This window comes from Aestuariivirga sp., assembly GCF_041738905.1.
Taxonomy (GTDB): Bacteria; Pseudomonadota; Alphaproteobacteria; order Rhizobiales; family Aestuariivirgaceae; genus Aestuariivirga.
In genome coordinates this window covers 12,521-34,682 of sequence record NZ_JBGSOZ010000077.1, presented here as the reverse complement: position 1 = coordinate 34,682, position 22,162 = coordinate 12,521, and the positions used below count along the sequence as shown (strand labels likewise).

The window sequence follows — 22,162 nt, the reverse complement described above, 5'->3', positions numbered from 1 at the left end:
TCCCCGGAGACAAGCCGGTGGACTCACATCATCTTGCCGCCACAGAACCAACCTAGACTTGTGTCGAATCAAGAGAGTGCGACAATGGCTATTACTCGTCGGCAATTTCTCGCAGCCTCGGCCGCACTGGCTGTGTCATCGCAGCTGTCATTTGCCGAAGTGCTCACGGCCGATGGTTTCATCGAGGTTCGCGCCCAGCAGAAGGTGCTGGGGCTGCTCGAAGACGGCGCCGGGCAAACTGCAGCCTGGGTGCTCGGGCCCGGTCCCCAGCCTGCGGTGATCCGTGGGCGGCAAGGCGAGGAGTTGAAGCTGCGGTTCATCAACGATCTGCCGCACGAGATCTGGCTGCATTTCTTTGGCGTGCGCGGGCCTTCCGACCTGATGACCATAAACGTGCCGCCCGGTGCCGACGACGCGGTAGATTGCGTCTTCACGCCGCCCGATGCTGGCACGTTCTGGATCGGACCCATCGCCGACCAGTCGCGGGCACGTGACATGGGACTTTATGCCGTGCTGATCATAGACGAAGCAGACGCACTCACTGATCTTGCCGAACTTGTTCTCGTTCTCGATGACTGGAAGCTTGACGAAGGTGGCGCCGTCGAAGGCAATTTTGGCGATGTGGAAACCATGGTAGGCGAGGGGCGCCTCGGCAACTGGTTCACCGGCAACAACGCATACCGCCCGCGGCTGCCGCTGAAGAGGGGCGTATTCACCAGGCTAAGACTCCTCAACTCGGCCAATGTGCGGGTAATGAATTTGCTGTTCAAGGGCGACGATCCCTTGCTCATCGCGCGCGACGGGCAGCCCATGAAACCCGCGTCGCTCGACAGCAAGGCGCTTGTCCTTGCGCCCGGCCAGCGTGCCGACCTGCTGATCAATCCTGATGGAGGCGATATCCGCGTGGCGCTGGACCTCTTCGAGGACGTCGTCGAAATCGCCTATCTCATTCCCGAGGGGGCCTCCGCCGCCCCGCCCGCCATTGCCGACAACTTTGCGCTGCCTCCCAATCCCGTCTCGCCGCTTGGCAACCTGGCCGAGGCTCGCACTATTAGTGTCGTACTGGAAGGCGGCATCAAGGGCGGCCTCACGACGGCGCGATGGAACGGCGCCGAGAGAGACCTGCGCGCCTTGCTGGAGGCGGGCAAGGGCTGGGCGATGAGTGGTGTCGCCGGGCCGGACCCGGAGCCGCTCTTCTCCGCAACGAAGGGCGAGACGATCCTGCTCGACATCGACAACCGCACGGCTTTCGCCCAGCCGCTCCATCTTCATGGCCATGTCTGGCAAGTGATCGAGGAGGAGCCCTCGGGCCTCTGGATGGATACGGTGGTGGTGCCTGCGGGCGAGAAGGTGTCTCTCGCCCTCACCGCAGACAATCTCGGTTTGTGGGCTTTGCACGCGCTGGTGGCGGAGCGCGCCGATGGTGGCATGATGAGATCGTTTTCGGTAATCGATTCCGTGCCTTAGCCCAGCCCGATCCTTCATGGTGCGTTAACCATTTGGGCGCGTAATCCGTCGGGTAAAGGATTCTGACCGGGGTGGCGGGCATGTTCTTCGAGATCGCAGGTTTCCTGTCGGGCGTAGCCGGCATCGCCGTCGCGTTCGGACTGCTGCTCCGGCATCAGCGCGAGCGGGTGATCAGCGGCTTCTATCGCGATCGCCGCAAGGCGCGGGGCGGAAATGCCTTGATTTGGCCAAGCCGCTGATTTAGGCCGCTCCTTACGCCTTTTCCGGCAATTGAGGAGCCTGCAGCTTTGAGTGACGAATCCCTGTTTCGCGAGGTGGATGAAGAAGTCCGCCAGGAACAGTTCAAGAAACTGTGGGCCCGCTATGGCAATCTCATCATGGGCCTTTGCTTCCTCGTCATCGCGGGGGTCGCAGGTTTCCAGGGCTGGACCTATTGGAAGCTCAAGCAGGCGCAGGCTGCGGGAGAGACGTTCTTCTCGGCTGTCAAACTCCAGGATGCTGGAAAGAGCGACGAAGCCCTCACGCAATTCGCATCCATCGGCCATGCCGGATATGCCGTTCTGGCGCGCCTGCGCGAGGCGGGAACGCTGCTGGACCAGGGCAAGACGGCTGATGCCGTCAATATCTATGACGCAATTGCCGCTGAGGCCTCCACCGACGGCACGCTTCGCGATCTTGCCCGCATCCGCGCCGCAGCGGCACTGGTCGACACTGTTTCGCCTGCCGATCTTGAAGCGCGGGTGAAGACGTTCGACGTCGCCGGAAACCCCTGGCGCCATACGGCGCGCGAGATCATGGCCTCGTCGCATTGGCGGGCCAGGGATTATACCGCCGCCGACAAGGCCGTGCAGGCGATCCTCGGCGACCCGGAAGCGCCCGCGAGCCTTCGGCAGCGCGCCCAGATGCTCTCCGAACTTCTTCTCCCGCTGCTTGCCCAGAAATGACAGCCTTGCGCAAAATCATTATTCTTGGCGCCGTCATGGCGGCACTCGGCGGCTGCAGCACCATCAACAGCCTGACGGGGCAAACCGACAACACGGTGCTTCCCGGCCAGCGCGAGGATGCGATTCCCGGCCGCGCGCAATTCCCCGAGCGTGCCGACGTGCCGCAGGAAGCGGCATCGGGCCAGTCCTCGCCCGGCGACACGACGGCGTCCACCTGTACGGCGGGCGACCCATCCTGCGCGCCGCCCACGGGTGACGATACCTTCAGTGATCCGCAATGACAGCAACTGTCGCCATTCTCGGGCGGCCTAACGTCGGCAAGTCAACTTTGTTCAACCGGCTGGTCGGCCGCAAGATCGCGCTGGTCGATGACCAGCCTGGTGTGACCCGCGACCGGCGCGAGGGTGAGGCGAAGCTGGGAGACCTGCGCTTCCGCCTGTTCGACACGGCGGGCCTCGATGACATCAAGGGCGACTCGCTCGAAGCGCGCATGAGCGCGCAGGCCGAGACCGCTGTCGACGATGCCGATGTCGTGCTCTTCGTGATCGATTCCCGCGCGGGCGTGACCCCCACCGACCGTGAATTCGCCGAGCGAGTCCGCCGCCGCGGCAAGCCTGTCATCCTCGTTGCCAACAAGGCCGAGGGCAGCGGCCAGAATGCGGGTGTCCTCGAAGGCTACGAGCTGGGCTTCGGCGAACCGCTGCCGATTTCCGCCGAACACGGCGAAGGCCTCGACTATCTCTACGAGGCGCTTCTTCCGTATACGGAAGAGAAGGTCGATGAGGAAGGCGAGGAGCGCGGCGACGGACCCTTGCGGCTCGCCATCATCGGGCAGCCCAACGCCGGCAAGTCCACATTGGTCAATACCATCCTCGGTGAAGAGCGCATGCTCACCGGCCCCGAAGCCGGCATCACACGCGATGCGATTTCATCCGACTTCGAGTGGCGCGGGCAGAAGATCAGGCTGTGGGACACGGCCGGAATCCGCCGCAAGTCACGCGTGACCGGCAAGATCGAGAAGCTTGCGGTGTCGGATGCGCTGCGCGCCATCCGCTTCGCCGAATGCGTGGTCGTGCTGGTTGATGCATCGCTCCCGATCGAGCGGCAGGATCTGACACTTTGCGATCTGGTCGCACAGGAGGGCCGCGCGGTTGTGCTGGCGCTCTCCAAGTGGGATCTGGTCGAGGAAAAGCAGAAGAAACTCAAAGAAGTACAAAGCGACCTCGAGGATGTTCTGCCGGAAATTCGCGGCGTACCGGTCGTGACGCTTTCATCGAAGCAGGAACGCGGCATCGACAAGATGCTGGAAGCGGTGATGGGCGCCATGGAGCGCTGGAACATGCGTATTCCGACGGCGCAACTCAACCGCTGGCTCGAAAGCGCCATTGAACGCAATCCACCGCCAGCGCCGTCGGGCCGCCGCATCAAGATCCGCTATGCGACTCAAGCCAATGCCCGCCCCCCAACCTTTGCCATCTTCGGCAACCAGTTGTCCAAGATGCCGGAGAGCTACAAGCGCTATCTGATGAACGGGTTGCGCAAGGATTTCGAACTCGCGGGCGTTCCCATCCGCTTCAGCCTGCGCGGCGGCAAGAACCCGTTCGACAAGGACAAGTAGTCCTCTCGCTCTTCGAGCCTAGTGGTGCGAGGGTGGCCGTTCAGAACCGAACGGTCACCTTGCCCAGATGTTCGAAGTCGACTTCGATGACATCACCAAGTGCCGCGGAGAAGAACTCCGTGATGACGCCGGTGCTGATGATGTCGCCTTCCTTGAGGCCCACGCCATACCCGTTCAGGTGATTGACGAGCCAGGCCAGCGCAAGGTCGCCGCCGCCCAGGGCATTGGAACCGATGCCGCCCTGCATCGCGCGGCCGTTCCACATGACCTCGCCTTTGAGCGAGGCATATTGATCGCGGGTCAGGGGTTTCTTCGCCTCGCCCAGCACGATGCCTTCGTTCAATCCGCCATCGACGATGAACCACGGCACGGCATCACCGAAGCCGCGCGGCGTGCGCGGATGCACCACTTCGATTGCGACCTGCACCGCCGCGACCGCCGCCATCACTTCGTCCAGCCCGTAGGGCGTGCCACGCGGCGGAAGCGGCCTTGCCATGGTGAAGGCCACTTCCGGCTCCGCCACGCGCTTGTTCTCGGCGATGGTCGGGAAGTGATCGCCGGACGTGTAGACGCGGTGCGAGAACATGGTGCCGGGGAAGGGGCCTGTCGCCTTCAACGCGATCTGTGCGCGCTCCGACGTGCAGCCGATCTTCCAGCCCGCTTGCGTCCAGCCCAGTTCCCTCGTCACCCCGCATTGCAGTTCGAACGCACGTTCGAGACCGGGCGGCACGTCCTCCGGCAGATGATCGAGCGGCGATTGGGACTTTCGGGCCGCGGCGAAGGCTGCGATGACGGTTGCGTCGCTCATGAGTTCACCTCGCTTCAGAACTGCTTGAACAGGCCCTTGGGATCGTATTTCCACACGCCGCCATTGTCGGTGAAGTCCGGCAGGCACATGGGGATGATCTGCTCGGCCACTTCGTCAGGGTGCGGCAGCGTTTCGGGGTCTTCGCCCGGCATCGCCACGGCGCGGAGCTTGGTGCGCGTGGGGCCGGGGCTGAAGCAGTTGGCGCGCACGGAGGTGGTGGCGACTTCGTTGGCGTAAGTCCTCACGATGGCTTCCAGGGCAGCCTTTGAAATCGAATAGGGGCCCCAATAGGCCCAGCACTTGAAGGCAAGACCGGATGTGACGAAGATTGCGCGGCCTGCATCGGAGGCACGCAGCAGCGGGTCGAGCGAACGGATGAGGCGGTAATTGGCGGTGACGTTCACGGCCATGACGTCGTCCCACATCTTCGGCTCCACATGGGCGAGCGGCGTGAGCTTGCCGAGGGCGCCGGCATTGCCGATCAGGATGTCGAGCTTTTTCCAGCGCTCGAAGATCGCGGCGCCCAGACGGTCGATGGCGTCGAAATCCTTGATGTCGAGGGGCACCAGCGTGGCGGAGCCGCCGACGGCCTTGATCTGGTCGTCAAGCTCGGTCAAACCGCCTTCGGTGCGGGCGGTGGCGATGATATGCGCGCCTTCCCTGGCAAGCGCCACGGCAGCCGATGCGCCAAGCCCCCGCGATGCGCCGGTCACCAGAGCGACACGGCCCTCCAAACGTCCAGTCATGAAATTCAGCCTGCTTCTGCGAGCAGCGAAAGCTGCTGCTTCTTCGATTCACCGATAAGGTCGGTGAGGTGGGTGGGATAATCACCGGTGAAACAGTGATCGGTGAATTGCGGGCGGAGATTGTCGCGGCCCGGAAGACCCATGGCGCGATAGATGCCGTCGACCGAGATGAAGGCGAGCGAGGTGACGCCGATGTATTCGCGCATCTCTTCGAGGCTGTGGGTGGCGGCCAGCAGCGACTTCTGCTCGGGCGTGTCGATCCCGTAGAAATCCGGATGCTTGATGGGCGGGCTGGAAATCCGCATGTGGACTTCCTTTGCACCCGCCTCGTACATCATGCGAACGATCTTCACCGACGTAGTGCCGCGCACGATCGAATCGTCCACCAGCACCACGCGCTTGTCCTTGACGACGGCGCGGTTGGCATTGTGCTTCAGCTTCACGCCGAGCGAACGGATGGTCTGCGTCGGCTCGATGAAGGTTCGGCCCACATAGTGATTGCGGATGATCCCAAGCTCGAAGGGGATGCCGGTTTCGGAACTGTAGCCAAGAGCCGCGGGAACGCCCGAATCCGGGATCGGAACGATCACGTCGGCATCGACCGCCGACTCGCGGGCCAGTTCGCGGCCCATGGATTTCCGTACCTCGTAGATCGAGCGGCCGCCGAGCATGGAATCAGGCCGCGAGAAATAGATGTATTCGAAGATGCAGGGCCGCGCCGGCTGCTTCGGGAAGGGGTGGAGGCTTTCGACGCCGTCATCCGAGATGACCACGACCTCGCCGTTCTCGATCTCGCGGATGAACTTGGCGCCGATGATGTCGAGCGCGCAGGTCTCGGAGCAGAGGATATAGGCGCCGTTCAACTCGCCGAGGATCAGCGGGCGGATGCCGAAGGGATCACGTGCGCCAATGAGCTTCTTGTTGGTCAGCGCGACCAGGGCATAGGCGCCTTCGATGGCGCGCAGCGCGTCGATGTAGCGCTCGACGATACGGGACTTCTGCGAGCGTGCAACGAGGTGCAGGATCACTTCGGTGTCGGACGTGGACTGGCAGATGCAGCCCTGCTGGATCAATTCGCGGCGGAGCGTGAGGCCGTTGGTGAGATTGCCGTTGTGCGCGACGGCGAGGCCGCCGGCGGCAAGTTCGGCGAACAGCGGCTGCACGTTGCGGATGATGGTTTCGCCGGTCGTCGAATAGCGCACATGGCCGAGGGCGGAGGACCCCTGCAGCCGGTCGATGACCTTGGCGGAGGAGAAGTGATCGCCGACAAGCCCAAGCCGCCGTTCGGTCTGGAAGCGCTCGCCGTCGAAGGAGACGATGCCCGCCGCCTCCTGGCCGCGATGCTGGAGCGCGTGGAGGCCGAGTGCCGTCAGCGCCGCGGCATCGGGATGGCCATAGATGCCGAAGACGCCGCACTCCTCGCGAAGCCGGTCGGCGTTCAGTTCAAGATCGATGTCGATGCTCATTGGCTGTTGCTCTGTCCGAATGCCGGTTGCTGCGTGTTGCTGCCCGTTCCCTCAAGGAGGTTTTCCAGCCCCTGATTGTCATTGCTCTTGTAGCCGCTTTCGGGAGGCTGTCCCGGCTGCGGCTCTCCGTCCGGCTGGTCCGGATTTTTCAGGAGCGCGGTGTTCGACAGCGTCTCCGCGATCTCTGGCGGCATGAATGCCAGAAGGGTCTCGCCGGTCGACTTGATCATCGGCAGGCTGAAGGCAGTCCTGACCCACGGCTCCTGCTTGTCGAAGGGCAGGAGCCAGCCATAGAACAGATAGGCGATGGCCACGAAAACGAAACCCCGGGCCAGGCCGAAAACGAAGCCCAGCGAGCGGTCGAAGGCGCCGGCCGCCGAATCCACCACGGCGTCCGAAATCTTCACGCTGATGATCGAGACGATGATGAGCACCACCAGGAATGCGGCGGCCCCGACGCCGATCTGCGCCAGCATCTCCTTGTCGAGATATGGGATGTTGGTCTGGGCAAAGGCGATCAGCGAGGGCTGTTTTATGGCGAAGTAGGCGGCGACCGCGGCCGCGCCCCATGCCACCAGTGAGAGCACCTCGCGGGTGAAGCCGCGCATGAGGGCGAGCAGCCCCGACAGCAGCATGATGCCTATGAGGATGAAATCGAGGAGCGTCAGCGGCATGCGATATCCTGTAGGGTGCGCCACCCGGTTGAAGGCACCTTATAGAAAGGTTTTCGGCAACCGACTAGGCTATTCTCCGTTGTCCACGATCCTGCGCGGCAGACCAGGCCACGAGGTCCATGATCGTCTCCATCGGCCTGACCTTGAGCCCCTTGATCTCCTGCGGCTCGGCCTGGGCGGCAATCACCGCCTCCTTCAACCCCAGCTTCTGGGCTTCCTTGAGGCGGGCCTCGGTCTGGCCGACCGGGCGGATCGAGCCGGAAAGCGCGATTTCGCCGAAAACCGCGGTGCCGGGCGGAATGACTGTGCCTGTTAGGGATGATAGCAGGGCGGCGGCAACGGCCAGATCCGCTGCGGGCTCCCTCACTTTCAGGCCGCCCGCGACGTTGAGATAGACGTCGTTCGGGCCGATCTGCACCCCGGCGCGAGCTTCCAGCACGGCGAGAATCATGGCCAGCCGGTTCGAATCCCAGCCAACGGTGGTCCGGCGCGGCGTGCCGAGCGGGGAGGGCGAGACGAGGGCCTGGACCTCGATCAGCAGCGGCCTGGTGCCCTCCATTCCGGCGAAGACCGCCGTTCCGGGCGTGGGGCGCTCGTTCGATCCCATGAAGAGGCGGGATGGATTGGTCACTTCCGCCAGCCCGCCGTCGGACATTTCGAAAACGCCGATCTCATCAGTGGGGCCGAAGCGGTTCTTCACCGCGCGGAGGATGCGGAACTGATGGCCGCGGTCACCTTCGAAATAGAGCACCGCATCGACCATGTGTTCGACGACCTTGGGGCCCGCGATCTGGCCGTCCTTGGTGACGTGGCCCACGAGCAGAACCGCCGTGCCCCGCTGCTTGGCGAAGCGGATCAGCGCTTCCGATCCCGCCTTCAACTGCGAGACGGTGCCGGGCGCGGCTTCGATCGAGGGTGCCCACAGCGTCTGGATCGAATCGATGACGGCAATGGAGGGCGGCTTGTCCTCGGAGAGGGTCGCGACGATGTCAGAGACATTGGTTTCGGTGGCGAGCAGCACGGGCGCGTCGTCGAGGCCCAGTCTTTGAGCCCGAAGGCGCACCTGCGCGATGGCTTCCTCGCCCGAGATATAGACGACGCGCTCGCCTTTCCGCGCCAGCGCGGCCAGCGCCTGAAGCAGAAGCGTGGACTTGCCGATGCCGGGGTCGCCGCCGATCAATACGCCCGAACCCGGCACGAAGCCGCCGCCCGCCACGCGATCCAGTTCACCGATGCCGGTGATGATGCGCGGCGGCGCCGGGCTTTCGCCGCGCAAGCCTACGAGCCGCGTCGCGCGGCCCTTGGGCAGGCTTGCGCCCTTGGCACCGGACAGGGGTGCGGTGGCCTGTTCTTCAACGATGGTATTCCACGCGCCGCAGCCATCGCAACGGCCGGACCATTTCGAGGAGGTGGAACCGCAACTCTGGCAGACGAAGTGAGACGCTTTGGCCATGGCCCTCTTTAGCGGAACATTTATGGAACGGAAAGGGGGTCAGGCCCGCGCCCTGGCCCGCCACAGGTTGGGGATCAGTCCCAGCACCAGCGCGCAGCCGGTGACGATGATGGCGGCGCCTGCGAATTGAAGCGGCGACAGGTTTTCTCCGAGGATGAGCGTGCCTGCCAGCACGGCCACCACCGTCACCGCGAACTCGACGCTGATTGCCCGGGTCGGGCCGATCGAGGCGACGAGGTTGAAATAGACGACATACATGGCAGCACTCGTGACCAGTCCCATGCCGACGAGCCAGAGATAGTCGATGACGCCTGGCACCGCCGGCACAGGAACGAGAAGCACCAACGGCATCAGCATCAGGCCCCCTGCGATGAAGGAGCCGATGGTCATTTCCCATGATCCGACCCCGCGCAGGCGTTCACTGGCGAAGATGCTGCCCAGCGCCGCACAGAGCGATCCGAGAATGGAGACCGCGCAGCCGATGAGAAACGCCGAGGTGAACGGAACGGCGGGAAATCCAACCAGCATGACGATGCCGACAATTCCCATGGCAACGCCCAGCAATCCGGCGCGTCCGATATGCTCGATGCCGAGCAGGCGGCCGATGATCATCGAAAACAGCGGAATGGCGGAGACGAGGATCGCGGTCATGGCGGTTCCGATGATGGGAGCCGCGAAGGCGATGCCGGCGAGTTGGCAGGTGACCGACAGGAACCCGAGCACCGCCAATTTTCCCCAGCCGCAGGAAAAATCCAGTTGCTTGCCGCCGAGCCGCGCAATGAAGAACAGCGCTCCCCCCGCCACGATGGACCGGAAACTCACCGCACCCGCCCAGCCGAAAGCGGCCACGACCTTCACCACCACCATGAAGGAGAAGCCCCATACCAGCGCGAGCGTGGCGTAGGCGGCAATGTCGCGCGGCTTCAAGATGAACGGTCCTGCAATGATGGTGTCCGAAGCCCGCGCTTATAGGTCCGGATTTGATCTGCGTCATATGGAAAACGGGCTGGGCACTCCTACTTATCGGTCTTGGGGAACGGACAAATACAGGAGGTTCAAATGACGAGACATTTCCTTCCCGATCTGTTCGGCCGTGGTTCCGGACAGGACATGTTTACAAGCCTACAGCGCGAGGTCGATCGTGTGTTCCAGGATTTTGGGCGCGGCGTACCAGCACTTGGCGACTTCGGCAGGAATGCCGTGGCGATGAAAGTCAATGTCGCCGAGCAGGATGGCACCATCGAGGTGACTGCGGAAATGCCCGGATGCGCGCCCGAGGACATTGACGTGCAACTGAAGGATGGCATCCTCACCATCAAGGGCGAGAAGAAGGTGGAGAAGGACGACCAGCAGAAGGACTATCACGTCATGGAGCGGTCCTACGGAATGTTCGAGCGCAGCTTCACGCTCCCCGCCGAGGTTGACGGTTCCAAGGTCGAGGCGGCGTTTGACAAGGGCGTCCTGAAGGTTACATTGCCCAAGCTGCCTCAGGAGCAATCCAGGACGCAGAAGATCGCCGTGAAACCCACGGCCTGATCGAGTGAGGGAAGCGGAGCGCGGGACGGCCTCCGCTTCCCTTGTTTTTGGGATTAGCCGAAAATGAAGTCGTCGGCCGCGAGCTGCGAGATGCCGACGTTCTCGAGCGTCAGCGTGCCGTGAACACCAATGCTGATGACCGTCGTTCCTGCAACTTCGAAGGCATTGGCAAGAACATCACCGAAATCGGCCATGCCGGTGCCCTGCAGCCAGACGCGGTCGGTGCGGCCCGCACCGGCTTCGAAGTCCGAAATGATGTCGTTGCCGAACCCTGCCTCGATGACGAAAACGTCGTCTCCGCTGCCGCCCATCATCAAGTCGCCGCCTGCGCCGCCGAGGATGTAGTCGTTGCCGCCTGCGCCATCGATCACGTCATTCCCGGCATTGCCGATCAGACGGTTGATGGAGTCATTGCCACCAATCACATCGGCAAAGCCTGTGCCGTAGACGTATTCGATGTCGAGATAGACATCGCCCTCGGCGTCACCCGCCCAGCCGCCCGTATCGAGGCTCAATTCCACGCCCGCCTTTGAGCGCGAGAAGTCCATGACATCGCGGGCGCCGCTGCCGCCGGAGTTCACATCCGCGCCGGCGCCGCCGACGAAACTGTCATTTCCTGCGCCGCCCTGGAGGATGTCGTCGCCAGCACCACCGTTCAGCCGGTCGCGGCCATCGCCGCCCTGAAGCTGGTTGTTCAGCGCGTCGCCCGTCAGGTAGTCGTCGAGTGTTGAACCTTGGAGGTTCAGGATGCCACTGTAGGTATCACCCTCTGCGTAACCGCCGGTGCCCGTGCCCTTCAGCAGGGACGCATTCACCCCGGCGGTTGAGGCCAGATAGCTGACCTTGGTGATGGTGCCACCGACAATCGCTTCTGCCAGTTCGGTTGCCGTGTGGATCGTCACGATTGATTGCTGGATTGCCATGTGCCGTCTTATTCCTGTTCAGGACTCATTCCCTGCACCTCCATACAACTTCAAGTATTTTGGCTCGGGTAACAGAAACACTCAAATTTGAGCGGTCGTAGGGGAAGCCGAATTTCTCCACATTCGATGGCGAGACTGCGGGCCGATCGGGGGTAGCATGAGATTTATACGGTGGCTGGTTCAGGCCGGAGTGCTGGGCGTGTCGGCGGTCCAGTTGGCGGGGTTCGGGCAGGCAGTCCATCCGCTCTTCGACTCGGTTGCGCATTTTCGGCTGCATCTGGCCGTGCTGCTGGCGTTGGGAATCGTGCTGCTGCTCTTGGTGCGAAGCTGGCGGCTTGCAGCAGCGGGCAGCGCGATGCTCGCTGCATCCGTCTTCCTGATGAGTCCGGCCCTGGTGCGGCAGAAGCCCGTCACTATGGTGAATCTCTCGCTTCTGCAGTTCAACACGCTGTTCAAGAACCCCACGCCCACGGCGATCGTCGCGCAGGTGTCACGGGTGAGGCCCGACGTCATCACGCTGCAGGAGGTGTCAAAAACCACCTCCATCATCATGGAGCAATTACGGGCGGACTATCCGCATCAGGTCTTCTGCCCCTTCACGGCCGTGGGCGGGGTCGCGGTGCTGTCGCGGCACGAGACGGTCGGCGAGGGGTGCGAGGAGGGGCGTGGCTTCGCGTGGATGCGGATTGATATCAGGGGCCGTCAGGTGACAGTGGCGAGTGTTCACCTTCATTGGCCATATCCCTTTGCACAAGCCGATCAAATCAGCTCGCTCACACCAGACTTAAGCTCTTTGACACAGCCGGTTGTTATCGCAGGAGATTTCAACGCCGCACCATGGAGCCATCAGGTCAACCGCATTGCGCAGGCTTCGCACACGCATGTGGCGCCGGGGCTTCGCCTCAGCCTGAAGATGGCGCCATTGGGAGTTGGTCCATGGCCGATGCTGCCCATCGACCATGTTCTTGTACCGGACAGCGCGGTGGCCTCCGTGCGGATCCTTCCGGGCGCAGGCTCCGATCACCTGCCGCTTCTGGCGAGAGTGTCGATCCCCAGTCCCTAACGTTCGAACGTCACCCGCCCGTCGCAGATGGTGGTGACGGGGCGAACCGTGGAGATGGCTTCCGCGGGCGTGCGTTCCATGTCGGCGTCGAGCACCACGACGTCGGCTAGGTAACCCTCCTTCAATGTGCCCTTCCTGTCCTCCATGAACTCCATGTAGGCGCCAGCCGCCGTGAAGCCGTGGAGCGTATCCATCAAGCTCTGGGCCTGGCTCGTGCAGTCGCGGCGGAGCGGCTTTGCGGTCATCGCTGCCTGCATGCCGAGGAAGGGGCTCAACGGGGCCACCGGCCAGTCTGACGAGAAGGCGATGACGGCGCCCGAGTCGCGCAGCATCTTCCAGGCATAGGCATAGGGCAGCTTGTCACCCACGCGGCTGAGGATCGGCTCGTGCGGGCTACCCGGCACGCCGACGCCCGCGATGGGCTGCAGCGAGGCGACGACGCCCAGTTGCTTGAGGCGGGGAATGTCCGTGGGGTCGATCAATTCGATGTGCTCGATCCGGTGGCGCGAGTCGCGCTTGCCGTTGGCCTTTGCCGCCGCCTCGTAGCCATCGAGCGTGCGGCGGACCGCGCCGTCGGCGATGGCATGGGTGGAGACCTGCAGCCCGTGCCGGTCGGCGCGCGTCACCACCTCGTTGAACTCTTCCGCCGTGAACAGCGGAGCGCCCTTGTTGCCGGTGGTGCCGGGATAATCGTCCAGCATCAGGGCGGTGAAGGTTTCCAGCACGCCGTCGATGAAGAGCTTCACGCGGTCGCAATGGAGCATGTCGCCCTGGTATTTCGCCCGCATCTCGGCGGCTTCGTCAACGCGCGAGGGCTCGAAGTAATTCTTGTGATGGAAGGGGATTTCCACGCGGGCATTCATCTCGCCCCGGTCGAGCAGGGCCTGCAGGAGTTCGAGCTGGTACCAGTTGCCGTCCATGTTGTGCATCGACGTGATGCCCAGCGAGGCGGCGTGCGCGATGCCCTTCTTGAAGAACGACATGTCGAGTTCGCGCTGGGCGGGCGTTGCGGGCGGATTGGGGTTCTCGCCCGTGGTCATGCCCAGCCACTCGCGCCCGCCTGTGGGGGTCAAGGCCTGCGCCAGCATGTAGGCCGCGGGCTCCAGCAACTCGCCGGTGGCGATGCCGTTGGCGTCGAGCACGATCTCGTTGCCGACGGGGAGCTTGCGGCCCTTCATGATGCCGGCGGCTTCAAGCGCCTTTGTGTTGGCCCACATGGTGTGGTGGTCGAAACAGAAGACCATGAAGGGAATGTCGGAGACGATGCGGTCGAGGATCTGCCGCGTGATCGGCTCGCCGAAGCTTTCATGCGCGATGCCTGTGGCGAGCAGCACTGGGTCATTCGGGCGGGCCTTGCGGTATTGAGAAACTGATTCCGCGATGGCCTGGAAGCCATTGATTCCATTGAGCATCAGCGTTTCGAGTTCAACCGCTCCGCCGAACAGGTGAACGTGGCCCTCGATGATGCCGGGCATCACCGTCTTCATCTGCGCGTCGATCACGCGGGTATGCTTGTCCTTGAGGCCCGCCACATCGTCCATCGACCCGACGCGAAGGATGCGGTTGCCCTTGATGGCCACGGCGCTGGCGCGGGGGCGGGCAGGGTCCATGGTGAGGACGCGGGCGTTGGTGATGAGGATGTCGGCGGTGGTCATGGGCAATCCCTCTGCAAGCGAACCCTGTAAATGCCCGCTTGACGAAGGACGGGCAAGGCCCCACCTTGGCACAGTCTTCAACAACGAAAGGAGGTGATCCGATGTCGAGTGAGTTCACTGTGTCTGGAGTTCTCTTCGTGCGGATCGTCGCCTCTGCGGGAACGCAGGGCTGACGCTACGGATATCGAGGTGCCCAGACGCATCTCACGGAAAGGCCGCTCATGAGGGCGGCCTTTCTTTTTTGGGCTAGGGCTTCAGCACGTCCATCTGGATCGGGCCTTCTGCCCTTCCGTGGATGAATTGCTCGACGTAAGGGTTGCCGCTCGTGTCGATGGTACTGGCCGGGCCCTGCCAGAGGATCTGGCCCTTGTAGATCATGGCGATGTCGTCGGCGATCTTGCGCGCGCTCGCCATGTCGTGGGTGATCGAGATCGTCGTGGCACCCAACCGCTTCACGCAGTCGACGATAAGGTTGTTGATGACGTCGGCCATGATCGGGTCGAGGCCGGTCGTCGGCTCGTCGAAGAAGATGATCTCGGGATCGGCCGCGATGGCGCGGGCAAGGCCGACGCGCTTCTGCATGCCGCCGGAGAGTTCCGCCGGATAGAGCATCGCGACTTCCGGGCCGAGGCCCACCTGGCCCAGTTTCTCGACGGCGATGTCGCGTGCCTTGGCCCGGGCCATGTGGCGGCCCTGGATGAGGCCGAAGGCGACATTCTCCCACACGGGAAGCGAGTCAAACAGTGCCGCGCCCTGGAACAGCATGCCGAAGCGCTGGAGGTAGTCATCGCGGGACTTGCCCGTGAGGCCCAGCACGTTTTCTCCAGCGACCCGGATTGCGCCATCGTCGGCCTGCAGGATGCCGAGGATGCATTTCAGCATCACCGACTTGCCGGTGCCCGAACCGCCGATGACGACCAGCGAGTGCCCCTTTTGAACAGAGAGATTGACGCCGTTCAGCACATGCTTCGGCCCGAAGCTCTTCCTCACGTTCTCGAGTACGATGTGACCCTCTGCCATCGGTTCAGTCCGCGAACAGGAGAGAGGTGAGGGCGAAGTTCGCGGCGAGGATCAGGATTGCGGCGGAGACGACCGCATTGGTGGTGGCGCGGCCCACGCCTGCGGCACCACCCTTCGAGTTGAAGCCGTGGTAGCAGCCCATGACCGCGATGATGAAGCCAAAGACTGCTGCCTTGATCAGCCCGGAGGTAACATCGCTCAGTTCGAGGAAGTCGGCGGTGTTCTTGATATAGGCGTAGCCATTGAGGTTCAGCGAGCGGGTGCCCACCACATAGCCCCCCATGATACCGATGATGTCGCCGATGCCGACGAGGATGGGAAGCGTCAGCACGGCGGCGATGATGCGGGGGCCCACGAGGTATTTGAACGGGTTGGTGGCGAGCGTCACCAGCGCGTCGATCTGCTCGGTGACGCGCATGGTGCCGAGTTCGGCTGCGATCGAGGCACCAACGCGGCCAGCGACCATGAGGCCCGCCAGAACCGGCCCCAGTTCACGCGTGATGCCCAGCGCCACAATCGAGGCGACAAGGCTTTCGGCGTTGAAGCGCGAAGAGCCCAGATAGATCTGCAAGGCCAATGCGCCGCCGGTGAAGAAAGCCGTGAGGCCGACGACGGGGAGCGAGAAATAGCCGATCTTCAGCATCTGATCGAGAATCTGGCGCAAGAAGATCTTTGGCGTCAGCCCCTGGACCAGGCTGTCCTTCAGGAACAGGCTCACGCGGCCGATTTCCTCGAACAGCGAAAGTGCCGCGCGGCCGATGTGAGCGAGAATGTTCAAGCGGTGCCGTCCGATTCGAGGCCTGTGTAGAGTCTTGCATAGCGGCTGCCGAGGCGCGTGAGCAACTCATAGGAGATGGTGCCCGTCCAGGCCGCCGCTTCGTCGATCAGGATGTGGGAGCCGAGGATTTCAGCCCGCGTGCCGCGCACCACCGAATGCGGCATGAGTTCGGTAATGTCGACCGCCATCATGTCCATGGAGATGCGGCCGATGATGGGGCAGCGGCGGCCATTGAGGAAAACCTGCGCTGGGCCGGTGTCCTCCCTGGAAGACAAGGCTCGCGGCACACCGTCCTTGTAGCCCGCGCCGAGGACGGCGATGCGAGTGGGCCGTTTTGCCTCCCAGGTGCCGCCATAGCCAACGGTCTCGCCGGACTTCACGTGCCGCACCTGCATGACCGTGCCTTCGAGATGGGCCACGGCGCGCATGGGGTTGGGAAGTCCGGGTGTGGGGTTGCCGCCATAGAGTGCTATGCCGGGGCGGACGAGATCATGCGTGAAGCCGCCGCCCAGAAAGATGCCGCTGGAATTGGCGAGGCTCGCCGGAACGCCGGGCATGTGGGCCCTGATCGAGGCGAAGGCGTCGCGCTGCTTCTCGTTCAGGGCATGGGGCGCGTCGTCGGCGCAGGCGAGGTGGCTCATCAGGAGCGAGACGTTCAGTCCCTCCATCAGGAAGTTGTCGGCCAACAGCGCCTCGAACTCCGACATGGAGAAGCCCAGCCGGTTTATGCCGGTGTCGACATGGAGCGCGCAGGGCAGCTTGCGGCCATAAACCCGTCCGAAGCCAGCCCATTCGCGGGCTTCCTCGATCGAGATCAGGGCAGGGCAGAGGTTGAGCTTGGCGTAGAACTCGGCCTGACCGGCAAAAAGTCCGTCCAGCACATAAATCGTGGCTTGCGGGAGAATTGCGCGAAGTTCCTCGCCTTCCTTGGGGCGCGCCACGAAGTAAGAGCGGCACCCTGCCTCCCACAAGGCCTTGGCCACGGGAGCGATACCCAGGCCATATCCATTGCCCTTCACAGCCGCACCGCATTCCGCCTCACCGGCGCGCTGGGACAGAAGGCGCCAATTGTCTTTCAGCGCCACCAGATCGATGGTCAGCACGGCTCCGGCAAGGTCTTCGGGCGTGTGTGTCATGCGGTCTCACTCTCGCGCGTGGCTTACGGTGAGACAAAGGCCGGATCAAGTCGATTGCCGGCCGGGAAGCTTGTGGTTTGGTTATTCTCGTTCGCTTTGCTCAATTGAAAAGCGAAATTCCAAACATTCCTTCACTTTTCCGTGAGGAGCGAAATGGGAGCGAAATTGCGCTTCATCCCAATGCTGCATACGTTTTCACGAAGAGGTTGTTAGAATTGTGCGCGATGACCGCGGTTCGATACCCTCGATTTTTTGGGAGGTTTACTTGGGTCACGCTCGAACAGACATTCTTGCCGAGGCGAAGATAGAGTCCATTGCTGGCGACGAACATGTTTCGTCTCCGGTCGATACCTATTTTGAAGTACCTCCGCCCGACGCGGTCGAACTCCGCCGGGTGTTGCGGGCCGTGAAGACTCTGAGGCGCAGTGATGTATCCGCCTGGAAGGCCAGGGAGTTGTGGCAGCCTGTCTACGACGGAGGCCCCATGCTCTTCGACCAGTACCAGGCCCTGTTGCTGACGGCTCTCAAGGGGCAGGTGCCGGGGTCCATCCGCCGCGTCCGCGCGTCGAAGCCGGTTGCCTACCGGACCCGGAAGATCGTCGAAGCGCTTCTTGCCTTGGAAAGCCTCAAGCGTCCTGCCTGAAGCCCGGTCACGCAAGTCGCCAGCGCCCGCATTGTGCAGTCAGGGAGTCACCCTTTCAATTCTTGGGGGGTGGCTCACCTTGGCAAGCGGTCGACCAGTTTGTAGGTCGGCAAATGAGGTGACGTAATCTGCGGCACGTCCGAAATGGCCTCGCGCACCTGATCGTCGATGCTCGGGTCCGACAGGGGCAGAATGCCTGCTTCGGAAATGGTCTTGCGCAGAATATCGTGTGAGCCGCGGTACTGGAGAATCGCCCTCAGTGCCATCGGATTGGCAGATGGGCCCATGACCAGAGCCAGACCACTGAGGAAATCGCTGTTCAGGACGTCTTCCACACCGAAGGTGACGAGGCTCAGTTCACCGAAGCCCTTCTTGTTGATGGCCAGCAGGAATTTTGCTCCATCCGCTTCCAGCACGACGCCGTCGTGGCGGCCGCGGAGGTAGTAGTTCTGCCGCTCCCCCAGCACCCGGAACTTGGTGAAGCGGGTGAAGAGGGTGTAGCCGTCCCTGCGGGTCACGATCATGGCCGAGCGCGCGCACATCGTGGGATTTCGCGGCCACGGATAATAGAACAGATAGCAACCGGTCCGCAGCGATGTCTCGCGCATCGTGGAGAGAGATTGCGTCATACCCAGCAGGACCGCGGAGGGAACCTGGCTGAGGATGTCCATGGGGTCTGGCCGGGGTTCGGGGCGATTGCCCCTGAAGCCCCTGGGATCATGGAACATCGCCTCAGGATCAACGTCGAAGAAAGAACAGATCTTCTCCATCGTCGCGGGACTGGGAAGTGCTGAACCCGAGAGATACTTGTTGAACTGCTGCCGGTTCATGTTGATCCCGCGGCAGACGGATGCGATCGATCCATGGCGCATGCACAGCGCCATCAGGTTCTCGGCGAAGTTCTGGTGCGGTGAAAATGAACCCTGTTCGCTCATCATGCCACCTCGCTGGTCAGACGTGTTCGGTAGACGGCGACACTTGAAAACAACACGATGACTTACCTCTATAATTCTCGTTTCGTCAATTCTGTCTTATGGATGCACTCTTCAAGGCCTCAGAAAAATATTTCCGAAAGAACTGTAACCTTGAAGGTTCACAAATACGCAGAATTTTAGCGGATATTGACCTTGAGTCCCCTCTCTTCAAGGAGGACTCCATAAAGTTACGGTCACTTAACGTGTAACGGCAGCTACTCGAAGCGTTCCGGCAGGTAGTCGGCGCGGACCAGATTCTGGAACTTGGTCAGTGAAGCCTCGAACTGCAGTTCCACAATGCCGGTTGGGCCGTGGCGCTGCTTGCCGATGATGACCTCGGCGATTCCGCTGACCCGGTTCATCTGCTCCTGCCAGTCGAAGTGTTCCTGCGTGTTGGGCCGTGGCTCCTTGCGGGCCAGGTAATACTCTTCGCGGTAGACGAAGAGCACGACGTCGGCGTCCTGTTCGATCGATCCTGACTCGCGGAGATCGGCCAGTTGCGGGCGCTTGTCGTCGCGGTTTTCGACCTGGCGCGACAGCTGCGAGAGGGCAACGATGGGAACGCTCAGTTCCTTTGCCAGCGCCTTGAGCCCCACCGTGATCTCAGAGACTTCCTGCACGCGGCCTTCTGCGGCGCGGCGGGACGAGCCGGTGAGAAGCTGGAGGTAGTCGACCACGATGAGCCCCAAACCGCGCTGGCGCTTCAGGCGGCGGGCACGGGCTGCAAGTTGTGCGATGGTGAGGCCGCCAGTGGCATCGATGTAAAGCGGCAGGGACTGGAGCTCGCGGGTGACTTCGACGATCTTCGCAAATTCGTCTTCGGTGATCTTGCCGCGGCGGATGCGTTCCGACGGGATGGTCGATTGCTCGGAGATGATGCGCGTGGCGAGCTGTTCGGCCGACATTTCGAGAGAGAAAAAGGCAACGACGCCGCCATCCTTCACCTCGACAGAGCCATCCGCCTTGTGCTCGGCATTGTAGGCGCGGGCAATGTTGTAGGCGACGTTGGTCGCAAGCGACGTCTTGCCCATGGCCGGGCGGCCGGCGAGAATGATGAGGTCGGACTTCTGCAATCCGCCCATCTTCTCATCGAGGTCCTTCAGCCCCGTCGAAATGCCCGAAAGTCCGCCGTCCCTCTGATAGGCGCCGGCCGCCATGTCGACGGCATCGGTGAGGGCGCGGGTGAAGGGCTGGAAGCCCTGGCCGTACTTGCCCGTCTCGGCCATTGAATAGAGCGTCTGCTCGGCGCGCTCGATCAGGTCCTTGGCATTGTCCTCGATGTCAGGGTCGAAGGCCTCGTTGACGAGATCGGTGCCGATGCCGATGAGCTTGCGGCGCTGGGCCAGTTCATAGATGCTGCGGCCATATTCCTCGGCGTTGATGATGGTCGTGGCATTTGCCGCAAGCCTTGCCAGATAGGCCGTGCCGCCGATCTCCTTCAGCGTGGCGTCGTTCTCGAAATAGCTCTTGAGCGTTACGGGGCTGGCGAGCTTGCCGATCTTGATGAGGGTCGTGGCGGCTTCGTAGATTCGCGCGTGAAGCGGCTCGAAGAAATGCTCTGGCAGGAGAAAGGCCGACACCTTGTCGCTGGCTTCATTGTTGACGAGGATCGCGCCAAGCAAAGCCTGCTCCGCCTCCAGGTTGTGGGGCGGGGTGCGAAAGGTGTCGTCGGCGGCATCATTGTCGATGGCGCGCAGGCTGGGTTGCGGGTTCATGACCTCATTCTAGCGGAACAAGGCGAGTCTGGGTCGACTTTTCGCGCCTGTGCCCGTTATTCACAAGCACAACGAAACCGACAAAGTTTACTCTGCGGGAACCGACATGAAGCGCGGGCGCCGGGAATCGATATTCCGCAGCCTTTCCTCTTCTTCGAACATGTAGTTCCGCGTCAGCGGAAGGGCATGCTGGTTCTTCCCGAACTGGATCTGGAAATTGTTCATGCCGCCGAAGCGGAATGCGCATTCGGAGGCCGCCAGATAAAACTCCCACATGCGGCAGAAACGTTCGTCGTAGAGTTCGCTGGCACGCGCGCGGCTGCTGGCGAAGCGGACGGCCCATTCGCGCAGAGTCCTGGCGTAGTGCAATCTCAGGATCTCGATGTCGGTGACATAGAGCCCCGCCTTCTCGATATGCGGCAGCACCTCGGATAGGGCAGGAATGTAACCGCCGGGAAAGATGTACTTCTTGATCCATGCACTCGTGGCGCCGGGACCATCGGAGCGGTTGATCGAATGCAGCACGGCGACGCCGTCGTCCTTCAGCAGGCTGTTCACCTTGGTGAAGAACTCGTTGAAGTGCCCGATGCCGACATGTTCGAACATGCCGACCGAGACGATGCGGTCGAACTGCTGATCCAGGTGGCGGTAGTCCTGCAGCTTGAAGGAGACATGATCTGCCACACCGCGCTGGAGTGCGCGTTCGTTTGACAGCTTGTGCTGTTCTTCCGACAGCGTGACGCCGGTGACCTCTGCGCCGCAGATCTCGGCAAGATAAAGCCCGAGGCCGCCCCATCCGGATCCAATGTCGAGAACCTTCATGCCCGGCCTGATGCCGAGCTTGGCGGCCAGGTGGCGCTTCTTGGCAAGCTGGGCCTCTTCGAGGGAGCCATCATCGGTCTCGAAATAGGCGCAGGAATACTGCCGGTCGCGGTCAAGGAAGAGATCGTAAAGCTGGCCCGAGAGATCGTAGTGATGGGCGACGTTGTTCTTGGCTTTCCCGACCGGGTTGTACTGGTCGACCCGCTTCAGCATCTTGCGAACGCCATAGGCCGCCTTGGCGACTTTCGGCAAGGTTTGCGGCTGGGCATTCTGCATCAGGACCGCAAGCAGATCGTAGATGGTGCCCTGCGTCAGCTCAAGACTGCCGTCCATGTAGCATTCGCCAAAGTAGAGGTCGGCATCGGCCGCGATCTTGGCCGCGGCCGCTGGCGTGGCAACGCGCATGCCCACCGGAGTTCCGGTCCCGTCGCCATACTCCCTGATCCTTCCATCGGGATCGGTGACGCGGAGTGTTCCCGTCTTCATGATATTCTTCAGTGCGCGATCGAGAAGTGCGTACATGTTGTACTCCCTCGCTTGGCTATCGCCCTCTCGGCGGGAAAGCCTCACCCCTGGAACCATCTTCGAATTGTTAACTAAAGTTTAATATCACGATTCGCCTGTGCGCAAGGGGGGCGGACAGCAAAAGGTTAACATTGTCAAGGAGAATTGACACGTCAGGTTGCGCAGAGCCCATTTCCTCACCCCATGACAAACGAAA

The 22,162-nt window shown here is 62.4% G+C and carries 22 protein-coding genes; 8 read left to right on the top strand and 14 right to left on the bottom strand.

Features of this window, described 5'->3' with window-relative positions; translation table 11 throughout:
• Positions 1 to 84: 84 nt before the first annotated feature.
• From ACEW8Q_RS06395 to der, 5 genes are all read left to right on the top strand, one after another.
• A complete protein-coding gene (locus ACEW8Q_RS06395; protein WP_373503220.1) occupies positions 85 to 1,467 on the top strand; it encodes a multicopper oxidase family protein in 1,383 nt (460 codons plus the stop codon).
• Between the two features lie 80 nt (positions 1,468 to 1,547).
• A complete protein-coding gene (locus ACEW8Q_RS06390; protein ID WP_373503219.1) occupies positions 1,548 to 1,706 on the top strand; it encodes a hypothetical protein in 159 nt (52 codons plus the stop codon).
• 48 nt (positions 1,707 to 1,754) lie between these two features.
• On the top strand, positions 1,755 to 2,411 hold the full coding sequence (locus ACEW8Q_RS06385; protein ID WP_373503218.1) for a tetratricopeptide repeat protein: 657 nt from the start codon (positions 1,755 to 1,757) through the stop codon (positions 2,409 to 2,411).
• A gap of 5 nt (positions 2,412 to 2,416) precedes the next feature.
• Positions 2,417 to 2,692: a hypothetical protein gene (locus ACEW8Q_RS06380; RefSeq protein WP_373503217.1), complete on the top strand. Its 276-nt coding sequence runs from the start codon at positions 2,417 to 2,419 to the stop codon at positions 2,690 to 2,692.
• On the top strand, positions 2,689 to 4,029 hold the full coding sequence (der, locus tag ACEW8Q_RS06375) for a ribosome biogenesis GTPase Der (RefSeq protein ID WP_373503216.1): 1,341 nt from the start codon (positions 2,689 to 2,691) through the stop codon (positions 4,027 to 4,029). Before ACEW8Q_RS06380 ends, der begins: the two co-directional genes overlap by 4 nt.
• Before the next feature lie 40 nt (positions 4,030 to 4,069).
• On the opposite strand, the gene ACEW8Q_RS06370 is transcribed toward der, so the two are convergent.
• The 6 genes from ACEW8Q_RS06370 to ACEW8Q_RS06345 form a co-directional block, all read right to left on the bottom strand.
• Complete coding sequence (locus ACEW8Q_RS06370; RefSeq protein WP_373503215.1) at positions 4,070 to 4,837, bottom strand: 2-keto-4-pentenoate hydratase; 768 nt, start codon at positions 4,835 to 4,837, stop codon at positions 4,070 to 4,072.
• A gap of 14 nt (positions 4,838 to 4,851) precedes the next feature.
• Positions 4,852 to 5,583 carry an SDR family NAD(P)-dependent oxidoreductase gene (locus tag ACEW8Q_RS06365; protein WP_373503214.1) on the bottom strand — a complete coding sequence of 244 codons (732 nt, stop codon included), beginning with the start codon at positions 5,581 to 5,583 and terminating at the stop codon, positions 4,852 to 4,854.
• Positions 5,584 to 5,588: 5 nt separating this feature from the next.
• The gene (purF, locus tag ACEW8Q_RS06360) at positions 5,589 to 7,049 is read right to left on the bottom strand and encodes an amidophosphoribosyltransferase (RefSeq protein WP_373503213.1); all 1,461 of its coding nucleotides are present in this window, start codon (positions 7,047 to 7,049) and stop codon (positions 5,589 to 5,591) included.
• A complete protein-coding gene (locus ACEW8Q_RS06355; RefSeq protein ID WP_373503212.1) occupies positions 7,046 to 7,723 on the bottom strand; it encodes a CvpA family protein in 678 nt (225 codons plus the stop codon). Before ACEW8Q_RS06355 ends, purF begins: the two co-directional genes overlap by 4 nt.
• Positions 7,724 to 7,787: 64 nt before the next feature.
• Positions 7,788 to 9,176, bottom strand: coding sequence for a DNA repair protein RadA (gene radA / locus ACEW8Q_RS06350; RefSeq protein WP_373503211.1), 1,389 nt, complete (start codon positions 9,174 to 9,176; stop codon positions 7,788 to 7,790).
• A gap of 39 nt (positions 9,177 to 9,215) precedes the next feature.
• Positions 9,216 to 10,103, bottom strand: coding sequence for a DMT family transporter (locus ACEW8Q_RS06345; protein ID WP_373503210.1), 888 nt, complete (start codon positions 10,101 to 10,103; stop codon positions 9,216 to 9,218).
• A gap of 132 nt (positions 10,104 to 10,235) precedes the next feature.
• Here ACEW8Q_RS06345 and ACEW8Q_RS06340 point away from each other — a divergent pair, with 132 nt between their 5' ends.
• Positions 10,236 to 10,712, top strand: coding sequence for an Hsp20/alpha crystallin family protein (locus ACEW8Q_RS06340; RefSeq protein ID WP_373503209.1), 477 nt, complete (start codon positions 10,236 to 10,238; stop codon positions 10,710 to 10,712).
• A 53-nt stretch (positions 10,713 to 10,765) separates the two neighbouring features.
• Here the strand turns inward: ACEW8Q_RS06340 and ACEW8Q_RS06335 are convergent, their stop codons facing one another.
• The gene (locus tag ACEW8Q_RS06335; RefSeq protein ID WP_373503208.1) at positions 10,766 to 11,635 is read right to left on the bottom strand and encodes a calcium-binding protein; all 870 of its coding nucleotides are present in this window, start codon (positions 11,633 to 11,635) and stop codon (positions 10,766 to 10,768) included.
• Between the two features lie 157 nt (positions 11,636 to 11,792).
• Here ACEW8Q_RS06335 and ACEW8Q_RS06330 point away from each other — a divergent pair, with 157 nt between their 5' ends.
• Complete coding sequence (locus ACEW8Q_RS06330) at positions 11,793 to 12,698, top strand: endonuclease/exonuclease/phosphatase family protein (protein WP_373503207.1); 906 nt, start codon at positions 11,793 to 11,795, stop codon at positions 12,696 to 12,698.
• Here the strand turns inward: ACEW8Q_RS06330 and ACEW8Q_RS06325 are convergent.
• The 4 genes from ACEW8Q_RS06325 to alr form a co-directional block, all read right to left on the bottom strand.
• Positions 12,695 to 14,353, bottom strand: a complete 1,659-nt coding sequence (locus ACEW8Q_RS06325) for an amidohydrolase (protein WP_373503206.1) — start codon at positions 14,351 to 14,353, stop codon at positions 12,695 to 12,697. The genes ACEW8Q_RS06330 and ACEW8Q_RS06325 overlap by 4 nt on opposite strands.
• A 246-nt stretch (positions 14,354 to 14,599) precedes the next feature.
• A complete protein-coding gene (locus ACEW8Q_RS06320; protein WP_373503205.1) occupies positions 14,600 to 15,373 on the bottom strand; it encodes an ABC transporter ATP-binding protein in 774 nt (257 codons plus the stop codon).
• Positions 15,374 to 15,377: 4 nt separating this feature from the next.
• Positions 15,378 to 16,151 (bottom strand): MlaE family ABC transporter permease, encoded by a 774-nt coding sequence (locus ACEW8Q_RS06315; RefSeq protein WP_373503204.1) that lies wholly within the window; start codon positions 16,149 to 16,151, stop codon positions 15,378 to 15,380.
• Complete coding sequence (gene alr, locus ACEW8Q_RS06310) at positions 16,148 to 17,287, bottom strand: alanine racemase (protein WP_373503203.1); 1,140 nt, start codon at positions 17,285 to 17,287, stop codon at positions 16,148 to 16,150. The genes ACEW8Q_RS06315 and alr overlap by 4 nt, the downstream gene beginning before the upstream one ends.
• Before the next feature lie 265 nt (positions 17,288 to 17,552).
• Between alr and ACEW8Q_RS06305 the strand changes: the two genes are divergently transcribed.
• On the top strand, positions 17,553 to 17,930 hold the full coding sequence (locus ACEW8Q_RS06305; RefSeq protein ID WP_373503202.1) for a hypothetical protein: 378 nt from the start codon (positions 17,553 to 17,555) through the stop codon (positions 17,928 to 17,930).
• A 74-nt stretch (positions 17,931 to 18,004) separates the two neighbouring features.
• Here ACEW8Q_RS06305 and ACEW8Q_RS06300 read toward each other — a convergent pair whose 3' ends face one another.
• The 3 genes from ACEW8Q_RS06300 to ACEW8Q_RS06290 form a co-directional block, all read right to left on the bottom strand.
• A complete protein-coding gene (locus ACEW8Q_RS06300) occupies positions 18,005 to 18,868 on the bottom strand; it encodes a helix-turn-helix domain-containing protein (protein WP_373503201.1) in 864 nt (287 codons plus the stop codon).
• 251 nt (positions 18,869 to 19,119) lie between these two features.
• Positions 19,120 to 20,619 (bottom strand): replicative DNA helicase, encoded by a 1,500-nt coding sequence (locus ACEW8Q_RS06295; protein ID WP_373503200.1) that lies wholly within the window; start codon positions 20,617 to 20,619, stop codon positions 19,120 to 19,122.
• Positions 20,620 to 20,706: 87 nt separating this feature from the next.
• Positions 20,707 to 21,963, bottom strand: a complete 1,257-nt coding sequence (locus ACEW8Q_RS06290) for a class I SAM-dependent methyltransferase (RefSeq protein ID WP_373503199.1) — start codon at positions 21,961 to 21,963, stop codon at positions 20,707 to 20,709.
• Positions 21,964 to 22,162 lie beyond the last annotated feature (199 nt).